A 15,079-nucleotide genomic window follows, 5' to 3' on the forward strand; every position below is an offset into this window, starting at 1 on the left:
GCCGTGCCCGGCCGGCTCAAGGGAACGTCATGCGAAAACAACTCACTATCCGTGGTGGCCTCGTCGCGACCATCGCCGGCTATACCGTGCTGCTCGTGCTGGTGGTCGGTGCGGGTATCGCGGCCCTCACCATCGGCAACGGTTCGCTCGAGGCGATGTACCGCGACGACACCGCGTCGCTGCTGCACCTGAAGACCAGCTCCGAGCGGATGCTCGTGCTGCGCGAACGCATGAGCGACGTCGCGCAGATCATCAGCGCCGGTCAGCCCGCGAAGGAGGAAGTTGCGCAACTTCACACATTGCTCAAGCAGAGCAACGACGAACTGGACGCGTACACGCGTCTGCATGCGCGCGACGCCAGCGAGCAGGCGCTGTTCGACACGCTGCAAAGTCGTCGGCGCGCGCAGCTCGACCGCGTGTTCCTGAAGGCGCTGTCGCAACTCGACGGCGACGACGCATTCAACTTCCTCGACACGCAGCGCACCGCGCCGCCGGCGTTGTTCGCCGCCTACCAGGAGGCGATCGACGCGCTCGAATCGTTCCAGGTCGCGCGCCAGAAGGCCCGCTACGAGGCGGCCGGCGTGAATTTCCACCGGATCGTGTGGGGGATGGGGGCGGTTGCGGTGCTGGCGCTCGTCGTCGGCTTCGTTGCGCAGCGCGTGCTCGCGAAGGCGATCATCGAGCCGATCAATCTCGCGGTCGATCAGTTCGAGAAAATCGCGAAAGGCGACCTGACCGGCACCGTCGTCGTCCCGGGCGAGAACGAGATGGCGTATCTGCTGAATGCGCTGAAGCGGATGCAGGACGGCCTCGTCGATACCGTGAGCCAGGTGCGTGCGAGCACCGAGACGATCGTCGGCGACGTGCGCACGATCGCGAGCGGCAACGTCGACCTGTCCGCACGCACCGAGCAGCAGGCCGTGTCGCTGCAGCAGGCGGCCGCGAGCGTCGAGCAACTGACGGCGGCCGTGCGCCAGAACGCGGACAACGCGCGCGATGCGCGCACGTACGTCGAGGGCGCGGCCGGCATCGCGTCGCGCGGCGGCGAAGCGATGCAGCGCGTCGTCGCGACCATGTCGGAGATTTCGACGAGCTCCACGCGCATTTCCGGCATCGTCGGCGTGATCGAGAGCATCGCGTTTCAAACGAACATCCTCGCGTTGAACGCCGCCGTCGAAGCCGCGCGCGCGGGCGAGCAGGGGCGCGGGTTCGCGGTCGTCGCCACCGAGGTGCGCGGGCTCGCGCAGCGCTGTGCGGCGGCGGCGAAGGAAATTCGCGACCTGATCGGTCATTCCGCGCGACGCGTCGAAGACGGCAGCAGCCTCGTCGCGCTGGCCGGCTCGGCGATGACCGAGCTCGTCGCGGCGGTCGAGCGCGTCAACGCGATCATGGGCGAAACCAGCCAGGCGTTCGACGAGCAGTCGTCGGGCATCGAGCAGGTGAACGCCGCGGTAATCCAGATGGAGCAGACGATGCAGCGCAATGCCGCGCTGGTCGAGGAGGCGGCGGCCGCGGCGCTGTCGCTCGACGAACAGGGCGCGCGGCTGAGCGCGGCGGTCGCGCAGTTCCGCCTGCGAGAAGCAGCGCTCGCGTGACGGGCGGGCTTATTGCGGCGCGTCAGGCAATGCGTAGTCGAAGCGGTACGCATGCTGGCCGTTGTCGATGTCGATGCGCATCGCGCCGGACAGCCCGAGCAATTCGTCCGTGCCGGAATCGGGCACGACCGTGATCGACTGCGTCGGCTGCCCGCGCGTCATGGTGGAGCTGTGCTGCAGCACGAAGCTGCCCTTGCGTCCGCCGAGCACGCCTTTGACGGTTTCCATCGCCACGTAGCCGGCCGAGCCCTGAACGCTGCTGCGAAACGCGAGCATTTCACCTTGGCTCACGGCTTCCAGATCGCCGTGAAAATGCTTGTCCAGCGACATGCGGCCGAGCCCGCTGCCTTCCGCGACGTTGCTCAAGGGTTCCGGATTCAGTTTCACTTCGAACGGACCGCGGGCCTGCAGTGTCATGACTGTTCTCCTCGTTGAATGGGCAATCGGCACTATAGGCGAATGCTGTCGGCGATGGGCGGATCGTGATGCGTCAATCGCCGGCCGGCCGATAAAGCGCTTTCAACTGAGACAACTCGTCGATGAATCGATCCTTGAGCGCCTGCGGCCCGTTTGCCCGCCGTTTTCACGCGGCCTCCCGCCTGCGCCCAGACTGAAGGCCGCGCCGGCATCCGCCGCGTTCAGCTGCGGATGAACGCGAGCAGATCGGCGTTGATCGTGTCGGCGTTGGACGTCGGCATGCCGTGCGGGAAGCCCGCGTAGACCTTCAGCGTGCTGTTCCTCGCCAGTTTCGCCGACAGGAGGCCGGAATCCGCATACGGAACGATCTGGTCGTCGTCGCCGTGCATCACGAGAACGGGAATCGTGGTGCTTTTCAGGTCTTCGGTGAAGTCGGTCTGCGAGAACGCGACGATCCCGTCGTAGTGAGCTTTCGCGCTGCCCATCATGCCTTGTCGCCACCAGTTCCAGATGACGCCCTGCGACGGTGTCGAGCCGGTGCGGTTGTAGCCGTAGAACGGGCCGGCCGGCACGTCGTAGTAGAACTGCGCGCGGTTCGCCGCGAGCTGTGCCTGGAGATTGTCGAACACGTCCTTCGGCAGGCCGCCGGGATTGCTGTCGGTCTTGACCATCAGCGGCGGGACGGCGCTGATCAGCACGGCCTTGGCGACGCGATCCTCGCCGTGACGCGCGACATAGTGGATGACTTCGCCGCCGCCGGTGGAATGGCCGACGTGAACGGCACCCTGCACGCCGAGATGATTCACGACCGCGGCGACGTCGTCCGCATAGTGATCCATGTCGTGGCCGTCCCACACCTGGCTGGAGCGTCCGTGGCCGCGACGGTCATGCGCGATCACGCGGTAGCCCTGGGCGAGGAAGAACAGCATCTGCGCATCCCAGTCGTCGGCGCTGAGCGGCCAGCCATGATGAAAAAAGATCACCTGGGCGTCGCGCGGACCCCAGTCCTTGTAGAAGATGTCGACGCCATCTTTCGTGGTGACGTATCCCATGTCTGCTCCTGTTCGGTGGGCGATATCGATGCACGGCGCACTTGCGGTTGCCGCGATCGCCAGACCGGCGCGGCATGTACGGCGGTATCGGCCGTCTGCCCGGCTTGGCGACACGACAACTCTAGGTTTAAAGTTAGGTTTAATGTCAATACGCAGGCGAGGCAGGTATGAGAATCGGGGAGCTCGCGAAGCTCAGCGGGATTTCGGCGTCACGGATCCGCTTTTACGAGGCTGAAGGGCTCATCACGGCCGTCGAACGCAGCGCGAACGGCTATCGCGATTACGCCGACAACGCGGTGTGGATGCTCGAGATCATTTCGAGCGCGCAGAGCGCGGGGTTCTCGCTCGAACAGATCCGTCATCTGCTGCCGGTGAAAGCCGGCAACTGGCAGCACGACGGACTGGTGGCGGCACTCGAACGGAAGGTCGCCGAGATCGAGGCGATGCAGAAGCGCCTCAAGGAAAACAAGGCGCAGCTGCTCGTCGCGATCGACAGTATCAGGAACCGGCCGACCGAGCTGGACTGTACCGAGCGCACGCGCTGGGTGATGGAGCGGCTGCGCGATCACGGCGTGGTGCCGATTCGCGGCAAGAAGAGCCGTACGGCGGCCAAATGACCGGCTGGCAAAACGCGCAGCCGCAGTCCGACTCATTCCTCTATTCAGTGCCTTGACCTTGAAGTTGACTTAAAGCTTAGAGTGCTTGCTGACGACGGTGAATCAGCAGGCTCCGGGTGTTGCCTGCCACGGTCGACCATCGACGGGAGACAACGAGCATGGACAGGCGTTTTACACAGGTCGAATTCGGACCGCATACGGTCGACGTGCCCGAGGGCGGGTACTACGACCGGTTCCGGATGAATCCGGACCTGGACGCGGTGGCGCGCGACCCTGCCGCGGGGAACATCGATTTTTTCCGGAGGATTCCGAAGCGTCAGGTGATGTCGCGCGTGGGTCCGACGTGGGCGCCGAACTTCTACTATCGCTCCAGCAGCATTCAGCTACTGTTCCTGGCGCCGCTCGACCGCCTGAGAACCATGCTCCCCGTACCGCTCGAACCGCTGCGGGCGCTGCCCGGCTACGGGCTTGTCGCGCTGACGTTTTTTTCGTACGCGGTGTGTGACAACGATCCGTATGACGAAGTATCGGTCGCGGTGGTGATCCGCCGGCCCGGCGCGAAAGGCTCGCACGCGCTCGAGCTGATCGACTCGATGCGGCGCCGGAGTTTCTTCGCGCACGTGCTGGCGTTGCCGGTCACGACTGAAATCGCACGGGTGCGTGGTGTACACGGTTATCAGTTGCCGAAATGGCTCGCGGATATCGACGTGGACATCGGCGCCACGGCGCGCGCACGTATCGCTGGCCCGGGCGGCCGGCCGGATTTGAGCCTGAGCGTGCCGCTGCCGGCGCTGACGCAAGTTCCGTCGCAATCGCACATGGGCACCACGACGATGATCAATCGCATCGACGGTGAATGGCACCAGTCGTCGGTGCAGACCAACATGCTGTCGTTCGCGCAGCGCCTGTTGCCGCGCAACGTCGAGCTGGTGCGGCACGGCGGCCCGCTGAGCCAGTTGCTCGACGGACTCGGTGCATCCACGATCATGCGTCTCGACGTGGTCGAGGATGCGCAACTGGTGCTGAATCTGCCGACGCCGTTGACGGCCTTCGATGAACCCCGAAAGCCACGCTAACGATACGGCTGCGTGCGACGTGCGCGCGCCGAAGGAGTCATCCATGCCGCAACCGAGCTACGATCTCGTCGTATTCGGCGCCACCAGTTTCGTCGGGCAGATTCTGGCCCGCTATCTGTCCGACTATCTGTCCGGCGCGGGTGCTGGCGAGACGCTGCGCTGGGCGATCGCGGGACGGTCCGACGCAAAGCTCAGGCAAGTTCGGGATACGCTCGGCGCGGCCGGGCAGTCGGTGCCGATCCTCGTCGCCGACGCGGCCGACGAAGCGCAGCTACGGGCGCTGTGCGCGCAAACGCAGGTGGTGGTGTCCACCGTCGGTCCCTACGCGTTGTACGGCGAGCCGCTGGTCAGGGTCTGCGCGCAGACCGGCACTGATTATTGCGATCTCACCGGCGAGACGCAGTGGATCAGACGAATGATCGACAAGTACGAGCCCGCGGCCCGGCAATCGGGCGCGCGCATCGTGCATTGCTGCGGCTTCGATTCGGTGCCGTCCGACATGGGCGTGTTCTTCCTGCAGCAACAGGCGCGGCAGCAGTGGAGTGTGCCGGCCACTCACGTGAAGATGCGCGTCAAGACGCTGAAGGGCGGGGCGTCGGGCGGTACCGTGGCCAGCGTGATCAACGTCGTGCGCGAAGCGGCGGCCGATCCGGCATTGCGCCGGGCACTCCTCGATCCTTATTCGCTGTGCCCGCCAGGACATGGCTTCACGGTGCGGCAGCATGCGGTTCGATCCGCCGAATTCGATCGCGACTGCGATGCGTGGATCGCACCGTTCGTGATGGCGGCGATCAACGAGCGCGTCGTGCACCGCTCCAATGCGCTGGCAGGCAATGCATACGGCAGCCGCTTCACCTATGACGAAGCCGTGATGACGGGCACGGGCCTGAAGGGGCGCGTGACCGCGTTGACGATGGTGGCGGGCCTCGGTGCATTCATGGTGGGCGTCCTCATCGCGCCGGTGCGCGGCCTGATGGAGCGCTTCCTGCTGCCGAAGCCCGGCGAGGGGCCGAGCGTCGACGCGCAGCAGGCCGGCCGCTACGATTTGCGCTTTTTCGGCCGCGCCGACGACGGGCGCACCTTGCGTGTGAAAGTCACCGGCGATCGCGATCCGGGCTATGGCTCCACCGGCAAGATGCTCGGCCAGGCTGCGATCAGTCTCGCGCTCGATGGCAGCCGTGACGGTGTGAAGACCGGGCGCGGTGGCGGTTTCTGGACGCCCGCGACGATGTTCGACCAGCGTTTTATCGACCGTCTCGTTCGCCACGCGGGCTTGCGTTTCGAGGTGATCTGAGCGCGAATCCGGTCATCGGGCAGGTAACGATAAATATCGGATAGCGAATCAACGTGAGGAGAGTGCTGGCTGTCGCGGTGGGGATGAATGGCCGGATCCGTTCCGGCCGGGGAGTATCGGGACATGAAGATCGGGGAACTGGCGCAACGCACCGGAATTACGCCTTCTCGCATCCGTTTCTACGAACGCATCGGCTTGTTGACGCTGGTCGAACGCGAAGCGAACGGCTATCGCACGTATCCGCAGGAAGCGGTGACGGTGCTCGATCTGATCACGGCGGCGCAGAGGGCGGACTTCAGTCTGGACGAGATTCGCACGCTGGTGCCGTCCGACCTGACGCAGTGGCAATGCGGACCGTTGCTGGATGCACTGTGCCGCAAGGTGCGGGACATCGAGGCGCTGGAGGTGCGGCTCGCGCGCAGCAAGGCGCACGTCGTCGCACTGATCGCCGGACTCGGCGCGAAACCCGATACGGTCGATCGTGCGGCCCGCGCGAAAGGACCGCTGTCGCGAATCCGGTCGGAGCATGCGGCGCACCCGGGCGATGCCGTCGCTGCCGACACCGGCGACGAACCGGTGCCGCGCCGGACGACCGGCCGTTAGACGTGCGCCGGCGCGCCGAGTGACAGCAGCGCGACGACCTGTTCGGCCGTTGCCTTTGCCGATTGCGGATTCTGGCCGGTCACGATGCGGCCGTCGACGACGACGTTCGACGTGAACGGCAGCAGCGCCTTCTCATAGCGCGCGCCACGCTCCCGCATCTGCTGTTCGACGTTGTACGGCACCTTCTTCGCGACGCCGGCCAGGATTTCCTCCACCCACGAGTAGCCGGTGATCCGGCGCCCGGCGACCAGCAGCGAACCGTTCGACAGCTTCGTATTCAGCAACCCGCAGTAGCCGTGGCAGACCGACGACACGATGCCACCGTGCTCGTAGATCTCGCGCGTGAGCCGTTGCAGTCCCGCATCGTCCGGGTAGTCCCACATCACCGCATGGCCGCCAGTGAAGTAAATCGCGTCGAACCCGGCCGGATCGATCCCGTCCGGGCGCGCGGTGTGCGCGAGCAGCGCCGCGTTCGCCTTGTCGGCGCGCCATGCCTTCGACGCGGCGTCGGCGTGCGGCCATTTGAGCGAGCGCGGTTCCAGTGGTGACACGCCGCCTTTCGGGCTCACGAGCTGCTGCTCATAGCCTCTTGCCGCGAAGATGTGATGGGCATGGGTGAGTTCCGACAGCCACAGGCCGGTCGGTTGCGACGGATCGGCGTAGTGCGCGACATTGCTGACGACGTGAAGGATGCGCTTGCTCATGATGCGGTTTCCTGGTGACCGGCCACGGGCGAACGTCTTCGACGCGCCGCCTGATTGTCGGATGGCAGTACACATACCCATGGCCTCGATACGCTGCCGAGGCAAACCATAACCTTCAAGTGAAGTTAAAGGTCAAGACTTTTTCGCCTTGGTCGCCCGCGGGCGCTTCTCAGGCAGCACGAGTCCGTCCAGCAACGTCGTCAGCGCATCTTCGATCGCGTGATCGCCGACCTTCTCGCGCACCAGCCGCCGGTCGATCGCGAGCATCGTCAGGCCATGGAGGTGGGCCCAGCACGCGGTTGCCTGACCCAGCGCCGGGCGCGGGCGAATCGTGCCGGCACGCTGCCCGTGTTCGAGGATCTCGACGACCAGCAGGAAGGGTGCCTGCACGCGCGGGTCGAGATGGATATCCGAAGGCTCTCCCGCGTCCGCGGCAAACATCAGGCGATACAGATCCGGGTTGCGTTGCCCGAACGCGAGATGGGCATGGGCGAGCGCCAGCAGGACATCCGGTGCATCGGCCGAGGGATCGACGGACGCGACGAGATCGTCGTGCAGGCGATCGAAACCGATCAGCGCGAGCTCGTGCAGCAGCGCGGCCTTGTCCGGGAAATGCCGGTACGGCGCGGAGTGGCTGACGTTCGCGCGCCGCGCGATTTCGCGCAACGTGAACTGCCAGCCCTGTTGTTCCTGCAGCGTATCGAGCGCCGTTTCGATGATCGCGCGACGCAGATCCCCGTGGTGATAAGTCTTTTGTCCGGCATCCGCATCCTCATCCAACGACATCGTATTGCCCCTATGTTGACAAGGAACACATTGTGGTCCTATGATCCGTCGCAGGCAAGTTGACAGTGTCTACATTGACGCAACCTCGTGAGGTGCACCATGGCCGTCCCCGCAGAATCCCCTTCGAGCATCGATCCAGCGGCATTGCTGGCCCGCCAGCGCAGCGCGTTCGTCGCCGAGGGGCCGCCGAGCCTGCAACTGCGCAAGGCGCGGCTCGCGCGATTGCGGGCCGTGGTGCTGGCCCACCGCCGCGACGTGGAAGAGGCGGTCAGCGCCGATTTCGGCCATCGCTCGCGCCATGAAACCGCGATCATGGAACTGGTCGGCGTGATCCAGGCGATCGATTACCTGACGCGCAACCTGCGTCGCTTCATGAAGCCGCAGCGCCGGCACGTCGGCCTCTTCTATCGCCCCGGGCAGGCTCACGTGGAATACCAGCCGCTGGGCGTGATCGGCGTGATGGCGCCGTGGAATTACCCGTTCGCGCTGACGTTCATTCCGCTGGCGACCGCGCTGGCCGCCGGCAACCGGGCGATGCTCAAGCCGTCGGAGCTGACGCCGCGCACCAGCGAAGTGATGCGCCGCATGCTTGCCGATACCTTCCCGAGCGAGGAAGTCGCTGTCGTGCTCGGCGGCCCGGACGTCGGCGCCGCGTTCAGCGGGTTACCGTTCGATCATCTGCTGTTTACCGGCAGCACGCAGGTGGGCCGCCAGGTCATGAAGGCAGCGAGCGACAATCTCGTGCCGGTCACGCTCGAACTGGGCGGTAAGAGCCCGGCGATCGTCGCAAGGGGGCACGTCGACGGCCGCACGATGTCGAGCATCGTGTTCGGCAAGCTGTCGAACGGCGGACAGACGTGCGTGGCGCCCGACTATGCGCTGGTGCACGAAGACGATCTGGACGCGTTCGTCGCGCAATACGACGCGGCCGTCGCGCGTTTCTATCCGGACGGGCCGACCAGCCCGGACTACACGTCGATCGTCAGCGACCGGCATTACGACCGCCTGAAAGGCCTCGTCGACGAAGCGCGCAGCCGCGGGGCGCGGGTGATCGAGGCGGGCGTGAATCCGCAAGGCGCGGCGACCCGCAAGCGGACGCTCGCGCCGACGCTGATCGTCGGCGCGGCCGACGACACGGCCGTCATGCGCGAAGAGATCTTCGGGCCGATCCTGCCGGTGCGCACGTATCGCACGATCGACGAGGTCGTCGATTACGTGAACGCGCGGCCGCGGCCGCTGGCGCTGTATTACTTCGGTGCGCGGGATGGCGACTGCGAGACGTTGCTCAAGCGGACCACGTCGGGCAACGTCGGCATCAACAACACGGTCCTGCACGTCGCGCAGGAAGACTTGCCGTTCGGCGGCGTCGGGCCGAGCGGGATGGGCGCGTATCACGGTATCGAGGGATTCCGCGCGATGAGTCATGCGAAGGGCGTGTTCGTGCAGGGGCGCTGGAGTTTGCCGAGCCTGCTGCGCGCGCCGTTCGGCAAGCTCGCGGACATGTCGCTGGCGGCGCTGCTCGGGCGGAGCCGGGAGCCGGCCGGCGGACGTATCGAATGGAGTGCGAAGCGTTGAGCGAGGCGGGGCGCCGGGCGTGCCCCGCGGGTATCTTCGCGGGCGCTACCCGCTACGCACGGCCGCGCTTGCCCGCGCCCGTGCGGGCAGCGGTCTCGTCCAGAATCATCGCGGCGAATTCGGCGGCCGCCGGCATCCGCGCGTCGTGCATCATCACGAGTTCCATCGCCGGCAATTCCGGCAAGCCTTCGGGCAAACCCAATTCGCGAAGCGTGTCGTCGATCGCGCTGCGCGGCACCGGCGCGATCGCGATGCCGGCCCGCGCGAAGGTGCGGATGCCGGTCACGCTCGGGCTTTCGCACGCGATCCGGTAGCGCATGCCGGCCAGCGCGAGCGCCTTGATGGCGGCGCCGCGGTACGGGCACGGATCGGGGAAGCACGCGAGCGGCACGTCGCCTTCCGGAAGCGGCTCGTGACGCGCGAACGCCCAGACGAGCGGTTCCTGCCACAACGTCGCGCCGTGGCCCGCGTGCGAGCACCGGCTGCCGATCACGAGATCGAATTCGCCGTTGGCGTGCCGTTGAAACAGGCTGTCGCCGATGTCGACGACCAGATCCAGCCGCAGGCCGCGCCGCGCGGCGCCATGGCGGCGCATCAGGTCCGGCAGCCAGCCAGTTGCGAAGTCCTCCGATACACCGATCCGCAGCTTGACGTCGATGGCGTCCCCCGTTCCCAGCCTGGCGCGCGCTTCCTCGCTCAGATTGAGCATCGCACGCGCGTAGCCGAGCAGCGTCTCGCCATGCGCGGTGAGCGTGACGCTGCGCGTGTTGCGCGCGAGCAGCGCCTGGCCGACCTGCTCCTCGAGACGAACGATCTGCGCGCTGACTGCGGACTGGCTGAGGTTCAGCCGGCGCCCGGCGCCGGTGAAGCTGCGCACGTCGGCGACCGCAACGAACGTATGAAGCAGCGCCGTGTCGAGGGGAGCGTTCATTCATCACCAATCCGGGTTAATTTGATCAATTAATATCGTTTCCGGATTATAGGCCGACCCGCTAGGCTGCGAAGGGCAGTGGGCGAGCGCGCATCCCGCGCGCCGTCGTCACGCTTGGCAAGGATCGGCGCCATGACACACGTGCTCTATATCGAAGGCTCACCCAACAAGGCCTATTCGGCGTCCATCGAGGTGTGCGGTGCGTTTCTCGACGCGTACCGGCACGCCCATCCCGATCACGAGATCCGGAAGCTCGACATCTGGGATCTGACGATGCCCGAATTCGATGGCGCCGCGCTGGCCGCGAAATATGCCGGACTGAGCGGCACGGCGTTGACGCAGGAGCAGGCGGCTGCGTGGCAGCAGATCGAGCGGCTCGCGGCGCCGTTCCACGAAGCGGACAAGTTCCTGTTCGGCGTGCCGCTGTGGAATTTCAGCATTCCGTACAAGCTCAAGCACCTGATCGACGTGATCTCGCAGAAGGACGTGCTGTTCACGTTCGACGGAACGGGTTTCACCGGCAAGCTGGCCGGTAAAAAGGCGGCGGTGGTCTACGCGCGCGGGCTCGCCTATCAGTCGCCGGGGTCGTTTACGCCGGCCGCCGAGTTCGATCTGCAGCGCCCTTACATGGAAACGTGGCTCAAGTTCGTGGGCGTGACGGACATCACGGGGATCGTCGTCGAGCGCACGTTGTTCGGCCCGGACGGGAAGGTCGACCGGAGTCGGGCGATCGACGAGGCACGAACGATCGCACGGACGTTCTGAGGTTGGTGGCGCGGGGCACCCGGCGCAGGGCACCTGGCGCGGGGCACCCGCCGCCGCGCGTCCGTACGGGTCGGGCGTCAGCGCCCGCCGCGTGCGATGGCGAGCGCGACGCCGAAGCCCACCAGCAGGCAGCCGAACGTGCGATCGATCCAGTGTCGCAGCGACAGCAGCCGATCGCGGACAGCCGTGGCCGAGAAACACATCGCGACGAGGCTGAACCAGCCGGCATGTGCGGCCGCGATGAACGCGCCGTAGCCGAGTTGCACGATCAACGGCGTGTCGGGCCGGACGGCCTGCATGAACAGGCTGACGATGAACACCGTGGTTTTGGGATTCAGCGCGTTGGTCAGGAAGCCCGTGCGCAGCGCGGCGAGATCCGACAGCGCCGCCACGCGGCTGTCGGCTTGCACGCCGCCGGATTTCGTCATGAGCATCTTCGCACCGAGGTAGATCAGGTAGATCGCGCCGATCAGCTTGACGGCATTGAAGAGCCACGGCGACTGACGGATCAGCAGCCCGACGCCCAGCAGCGTGTAGCTCACGTGGACGGTTACACCGAGCCCGATCCCGCATGCAGTGAGCACGCCGGAACGACGCGACAGCATCAGGCTGTTGCGCGTGACCATCGCGAAATCCGGCCCCGGGCTGATGACGGCCAGCAGCGTAATGGTGACTACGACTATCCATTCGGTCATACGTTTCTCCTACGCTGGATGGGTTGATGGCACAATCCTATCGATCGTGCTTCACTAGGAAAAACGATGATTTCTGACCAGAATGGTGAGTTCGAATCACAATCGATTCGGACGAACCTGCCGTCGCTGATGGCGCTGCGTTGTTTCGACGCGGCGGCGCGTCACGAGAATTTCAGTCGCGCGGCCGACGAGCTGTGCCTGACCCACGGCGCGGTCAGCCGCGCGGTGCGTCTGCTCGAGGACGATCTCGGCGTGGCGCTGTTCGAGCGGCGCAGTCGTCGCGTGTTCCTGACCGAGGCAGGCCGCACACTCGCCCGGGCCGTCCATGATGGACTGGACCTGATGCGTCACGCCGCCCACGCGTTGCGCACCGAGGCCGCCCGTGCGCGGCGTTCGGTCCTGTCGTGCGAGCCGACGCTACTGATGCGCTGGCTGATCCCGCGCTGGCCGGATTTCCAGGCGCGGCATGCGGGCGTCGATATCCATCTGGCCGCCGCGGGCGGCCCGTTCTCGTTCGACAGCGGTATCGACATGGCGATACGTCGCAACGATTTCGCGTGGCCGGCGGGGTATCACGCCGAGCATCTGTTCGCCGAGCGGGTGGGGCCGGTTTGCCGGCCGGACAAGGTCGGTGCGTGGTTTGCATCGCGGCGCGGCGGCCGCGCGTTGAGGCCCGACGCCGCGCTGCTGCATACGCGAACCCGGCCGGACGCATGGAACGCGTGGGCGGCGGCGTCGAATCAGCCGGCCGCGAACGGGCGCGGGCAGCGGTTCGATCACTTCTACTTCAGTCTGCAGGCGGCCGTTGCGGGGTTGGGCGTCGCGATCGGGCCGTGGCATCTGGTGCGCGACGACATCGAAAGCGGTGTGCTGGTCGCGCCAATGGGGTTCGTCGAGGATGGATCGGATTACTACCTGTTGACGTCGGCGCCGGTGGCGGAAGGAAGTGCGCAGGCGGCGTTGCTGGCGTGGTTGAGGGGGCGGGTTTGACGGGGGGCTTTGTCCGCACTCGCATCGATATCAACGACTCATCGGGCAAACGCGACCTCGAATCGAAATAAAGAATGAATGTCCGTGCCGATGCTTGCTCATGCCGGCCTGCGAACGGAAAATGCGTCGATCGACGCGTGCTCGCCAGCCCGTTATTTGCGTGAAGAGCTTGGTCCGACGCTGCGGACGCCGGCGGGATGTCGGCCGGCTTTTACCGAAATGGCGCGCTATGGCGCGCGCGTCGCTAAAAGAATGTCGCGATGTACTTTATCGCGCCAATGAATGAGCGTCGGTAAAGTTGCACCCGCTCTTCATCTTTTTATCAGACATTTGACGACGTCCGTGCAGACCAGCGCAATGTCAGGCTGATGCGACCATTCCCGTCGTCTTTAAAGCCGCAGCATTTACCCGAAGATCAACGACGAGGCGAAGCCATGCAACTTCAAACCGGTAATTTATTCAGCGTCGACGGGCGGCGCGGCGGCGACGAGCGAATTGACCTGCTCGTGACGAGCCCGCGCGTGAACGTCGAGCGAATCGTATCGATGGGCCATGCGAGCCCGGACGGGTTCTGGTATGACGACGCGCGGGCCGAATGGGTCGTGTTGCTGTCCGGCGCGGCCGTGCTCGAATTCGAAGAAGATGCAACGCGGCTCGATATGCGCGCGGGAGATTACGTGCTGATCGAGCCGCATTGCCGTCATCGTGTCGCGTGGACGCATGACGAAGTGCAAACCGTCTGGCTTGCCGTCTATTACGAACGCTGAAGAAAGGATTGGCTTGCGGTGCGATTGGCCGATTGGCCGATGCGCGACACGCCGATCGGGCAAGACCTCGTCAACCGGAGCGGCGTCGGAAACCCGCCGGTATCGATGCGCCAATCAATGCCCAAATCGCCGGACGGCGCGTTGAATCACGCGCCGGCCCATGCCGGGATGCTTATTCCTGAATCAGGAATCGATTGCGGTTCTTCGCATCCTTGATCCATGCGGGCGCGCGACCGCGGCCCGACCAGGTCGCCCCGGTCTTCGGATCGCGATACTTTGCCTGCACGGGGGCGCCCGCTTGTTTGGCCGGCCGACCACGGCGTGTACCGAAAATGTCTTTTTCGGTAATGCCGTATTCCGCGACTTTTGTGCGGATGTCGTCGACGACCGCCTGGAATTCAGCGGCGCGCGCGGCTTCGGCTTTCTCGGCCAAAGCGTCCATTTGAGCCTTCAGTTCCTTGTAAGTTGCCATATATCACTCTTCAGGTTTGTGTCCATACATGATAGCGGTTTCAACCGAAATGATGAAGAAAATTGCTGAGACGGTGAATTCCATTGCCGATATGGCAATCCGCGACTGCTTCGAACACCTGAGAAGTGGTTTGACTGGATCGTTCGTGACCGATCTTTTCGTGCGGGACAAGCTTCGGAGACTCAATTATTCTTTATCTTTTTTCAGAGGGATTGGGGAATTCACTGATGAACAGGGATGACAAACTGAAACAGGTCGCAGCCGAATTCGGATTCGATCCGGACGAAACGATCAGGATCGGCGGAAAGTACACGCCCGTTCTGGTCGACGGAAGCACGGCCTACATTGCCGGCCAGGTGCCGCGAATCGGTGAAGTCGTGCATTTCGTCGGCATCGTGGGCGAATCCGTTTCGCTGGACGATGGCCGCCGGGCAGCCGGTATCTCGGCGCTGCGCGCGTTGTCGCTGATCCGCAAGCATTGCGGCACGCTCGATGCGATCGCGACGGTACCGCGCATGACCGTGTACGTGCGAAGCGCGCCCGACTTCACGATGCAGAGCGAAGTGGCCGACGGCGCGTCGGACGTGTTGGTCGCGGTGCTCGGCGACGCCGGCATCCATACGCGTTCGTCGGTCGGCGTGCTGCAATTGCCGAAGGGCGCGTCGGTCGAAGCCGATTTCATTTTCGGCTTGAAGCGCAGCGGCACGCCCGGCTGATATGGAATGGCCGGATAGACAGGG

At 65.1% G+C, this 15,079-nt stretch carries 17 protein-coding genes; 10 read left to right on the forward strand and 7 right to left on the reverse strand.

Annotation, left to right across the window (positions count from 1 at the left end):
- Nucleotides 1-29: 29 nt before the first annotated feature.
- Nucleotides 30-1,595 carry a methyl-accepting chemotaxis protein gene (locus AP428_RS31120; RefSeq protein WP_054928579.1) on the forward strand — a complete coding sequence of 522 codons (1,566 nt, stop codon included), beginning with the start codon at nt 30-32 and terminating at the stop codon, nt 1,593-1,595.
- A 9-nt stretch (nt 1,596-1,604) separates the two neighbouring features.
- Here AP428_RS31120 and AP428_RS31125 read toward each other — a convergent pair whose 3' ends face one another.
- Both AP428_RS31125 and AP428_RS31130 read right to left on the reverse strand, forming a co-directional pair.
- Nucleotides 1,605-2,012 carry a DUF3224 domain-containing protein gene (locus AP428_RS31125; protein ID WP_054928580.1) on the reverse strand — a complete coding sequence of 136 codons (408 nt, stop codon included), beginning with the start codon at nt 2,010-2,012 and terminating at the stop codon, nt 1,605-1,607.
- Between the two features lie 221 nt (nt 2,013-2,233).
- The gene (locus tag AP428_RS31130; protein ID WP_011549231.1) at nt 2,234-3,064 is read right to left on the reverse strand and encodes an alpha/beta fold hydrolase; all 831 of its coding nucleotides are present in this window, start codon (nt 3,062-3,064) and stop codon (nt 2,234-2,236) included.
- A 167-nt stretch (nt 3,065-3,231) separates the two neighbouring features.
- Between AP428_RS31130 and AP428_RS31135 the strand changes: the two genes are divergently transcribed.
- The 4 genes from AP428_RS31135 to AP428_RS31150 all read left to right on the forward strand — a co-directional run bounded on the left by AP428_RS31135 (nt 3,232) and on the right by AP428_RS31150 (nt 6,654).
- A complete protein-coding gene (locus AP428_RS31135; RefSeq protein ID WP_011549230.1) occupies nt 3,232-3,681 on the forward strand; it encodes a MerR family transcriptional regulator in 450 nt (149 codons plus the stop codon).
- Between the two features lie 158 nt (nt 3,682-3,839).
- Nucleotides 3,840-4,757, forward strand: a complete 918-nt coding sequence (locus AP428_RS31140) for an acetoacetate decarboxylase family protein (protein ID WP_054928581.1) — start codon at nt 3,840-3,842, stop codon at nt 4,755-4,757.
- Nucleotides 4,758-4,800: 43 nt separating this feature from the next.
- Nucleotides 4,801-6,051, forward strand: coding sequence for a trans-acting enoyl reductase family protein (locus tag AP428_RS31145; RefSeq protein ID WP_054928582.1), 1,251 nt, complete (start codon nt 4,801-4,803; stop codon nt 6,049-6,051).
- Between the two features lie 123 nt (nt 6,052-6,174).
- Nucleotides 6,175-6,654, forward strand: a complete 480-nt coding sequence (locus AP428_RS31150) for a MerR family transcriptional regulator (RefSeq protein ID WP_197285618.1) — start codon at nt 6,175-6,177, stop codon at nt 6,652-6,654.
- On the opposite strand, the gene AP428_RS31155 is transcribed toward AP428_RS31150, so the two are convergent.
- Nucleotides 6,651-7,358, reverse strand: a complete 708-nt coding sequence (locus tag AP428_RS31155; RefSeq protein WP_054928584.1) for a type 1 glutamine amidotransferase domain-containing protein — start codon at nt 7,356-7,358, stop codon at nt 6,651-6,653. The genes AP428_RS31150 and AP428_RS31155 overlap by 4 nt on opposite strands.
- 132 nt (nt 7,359-7,490) lie before the next feature.
- Nucleotides 7,491-8,144: a TetR/AcrR family transcriptional regulator gene (locus AP428_RS31160; protein WP_011549225.1), complete on the reverse strand. Its 654-nt coding sequence runs from the start codon at nt 8,142-8,144 to the stop codon at nt 7,491-7,493.
- Between the two features lie 99 nt (nt 8,145-8,243).
- Between AP428_RS31160 and AP428_RS31165 the strand changes: the two genes are divergently transcribed.
- Nucleotides 8,244-9,719 (forward strand): coniferyl aldehyde dehydrogenase, encoded by a 1,476-nt coding sequence (locus AP428_RS31165; protein ID WP_054928585.1) that lies wholly within the window; start codon nt 8,244-8,246, stop codon nt 9,717-9,719.
- Nucleotides 9,720-9,771: 52 nt separating this feature from the next.
- On the opposite strand, the gene AP428_RS31170 is transcribed toward AP428_RS31165, so the two are convergent.
- On the reverse strand, nt 9,772-10,650 hold the full coding sequence (locus AP428_RS31170) for a LysR substrate-binding domain-containing protein (protein WP_054928586.1): 879 nt from the start codon (nt 10,648-10,650) through the stop codon (nt 9,772-9,774).
- Between the two features lie 132 nt (nt 10,651-10,782).
- On the opposite strand from AP428_RS31170, the gene AP428_RS31175 reads away from it, so the two are divergent.
- The gene (locus AP428_RS31175) at nt 10,783-11,415 is read left to right on the forward strand and encodes an FMN-dependent NADH-azoreductase (RefSeq protein ID WP_054928587.1); all 633 of its coding nucleotides are present in this window, start codon (nt 10,783-10,785) and stop codon (nt 11,413-11,415) included.
- 77 nt (nt 11,416-11,492) lie between these two features.
- Here AP428_RS31175 and AP428_RS31180 read toward each other — a convergent pair whose 3' ends face one another.
- Nucleotides 11,493-12,110, reverse strand: coding sequence for a LysE family translocator (locus AP428_RS31180; protein WP_053525852.1), 618 nt, complete (start codon nt 12,108-12,110; stop codon nt 11,493-11,495).
- A gap of 66 nt (nt 12,111-12,176) precedes the next feature.
- Between AP428_RS31180 and AP428_RS31185 the strand changes: the two genes are divergently transcribed.
- Both AP428_RS31185 and AP428_RS31190 read left to right on the forward strand, forming a co-directional pair.
- Entirely contained in the window at nt 12,177-13,100 is a 924-nt protein-coding gene (locus tag AP428_RS31185) for a LysR family transcriptional regulator (RefSeq protein ID WP_054928588.1), read from the forward strand.
- 434 nt (nt 13,101-13,534) lie between these two features.
- A complete protein-coding gene (locus AP428_RS31190) occupies nt 13,535-13,867 on the forward strand; it encodes a cupin domain-containing protein (protein ID WP_011549219.1) in 333 nt (110 codons plus the stop codon).
- Between the two features lie 172 nt (nt 13,868-14,039).
- On the opposite strand, the gene AP428_RS31195 is transcribed toward AP428_RS31190, so the two are convergent.
- Entirely contained in the window at nt 14,040-14,339 is a 300-nt protein-coding gene (locus AP428_RS31195) for an H-NS family nucleoid-associated regulatory protein (RefSeq protein WP_006481154.1), read from the reverse strand.
- A gap of 227 nt (nt 14,340-14,566) precedes the next feature.
- On the opposite strand from AP428_RS31195, the gene AP428_RS31200 reads away from it, so the two are divergent.
- A complete protein-coding gene (locus AP428_RS31200; protein WP_011549218.1) occupies nt 14,567-15,055 on the forward strand; it encodes a RidA family protein in 489 nt (162 codons plus the stop codon).
- The last annotated feature ends 24 nt before the right edge of the window (nt 15,056-15,079 follow it).

Source organism: Burkholderia sp. E168m22 (assembly GCF_001319805.1).
GTDB classification, from domain to species: domain Bacteria; phylum Pseudomonadota; class Gammaproteobacteria; order Burkholderiales; family Burkholderiaceae; genus Burkholderia; species Burkholderia orbicola.

Excerpts from the sequence above, each read along its gene's own strand:
- AP428_RS31120 (WP_054928579.1), top strand. The coding sequence starts at position 30 with ATGCGAAAACAACTCACTATCCGTGGTGGCCTCGTCGCGACCATCGCC.
- AP428_RS31125 (WP_054928580.1), bottom strand. The coding sequence starts at position 2,012 with ATGACACTGCAGGCCCGCGGTCCGTTCGAAGTGAAACTGAATCCGGAA.
- AP428_RS31130 (WP_011549231.1), bottom strand. The coding sequence starts at position 3,064 with ATGGGATACGTCACCACGAAAGATGGCGTCGACATCTTCTACAAGGAC.
- AP428_RS31135 (WP_011549230.1), top strand. The coding sequence starts at position 3,232 with ATGAGAATCGGGGAGCTCGCGAAGCTCAGCGGGATTTCGGCGTCACGG.
- AP428_RS31140 (WP_054928581.1), top strand. The coding sequence starts at position 3,840 with ATGGACAGGCGTTTTACACAGGTCGAATTCGGACCGCATACGGTCGAC.
- AP428_RS31145 (WP_054928582.1), top strand. The coding sequence starts at position 4,801 with ATGCCGCAACCGAGCTACGATCTCGTCGTATTCGGCGCCACCAGTTTC.
- AP428_RS31150 (WP_197285618.1), top strand. The coding sequence starts at position 6,175 with ATGAAGATCGGGGAACTGGCGCAACGCACCGGAATTACGCCTTCTCGC.
- AP428_RS31155 (WP_054928584.1), bottom strand. The coding sequence starts at position 7,358 with ATGAGCAAGCGCATCCTTCACGTCGTCAGCAATGTCGCGCACTACGCC.
- AP428_RS31160 (WP_011549225.1), bottom strand. The coding sequence starts at position 8,144 with ATGTCGTTGGATGAGGATGCGGATGCCGGACAAAAGACTTATCACCAC.
- AP428_RS31165 (WP_054928585.1), top strand. The coding sequence starts at position 8,244 with ATGGCCGTCCCCGCAGAATCCCCTTCGAGCATCGATCCAGCGGCATTG.
- AP428_RS31170 (WP_054928586.1), bottom strand. The coding sequence starts at position 10,650 with ATGAACGCTCCCCTCGACACGGCGCTGCTTCATACGTTCGTTGCGGTC.
- AP428_RS31175 (WP_054928587.1), top strand. The coding sequence starts at position 10,783 with ATGACACACGTGCTCTATATCGAAGGCTCACCCAACAAGGCCTATTCG.
- AP428_RS31180 (WP_053525852.1), bottom strand. The coding sequence starts at position 12,110 with ATGACCGAATGGATAGTCGTAGTCACCATTACGCTGCTGGCCGTCATC.
- AP428_RS31185 (WP_054928588.1), top strand. The coding sequence starts at position 12,177 with ATGATTTCTGACCAGAATGGTGAGTTCGAATCACAATCGATTCGGACG.
- AP428_RS31190 (WP_011549219.1), top strand. The coding sequence starts at position 13,535 with ATGCAACTTCAAACCGGTAATTTATTCAGCGTCGACGGGCGGCGCGGC.
- AP428_RS31195 (WP_006481154.1), bottom strand. The coding sequence starts at position 14,339 with ATGGCAACTTACAAGGAACTGAAGGCTCAAATGGACGCTTTGGCCGAG.
- AP428_RS31200 (WP_011549218.1), top strand. The coding sequence starts at position 14,567 with ATGAACAGGGATGACAAACTGAAACAGGTCGCAGCCGAATTCGGATTC.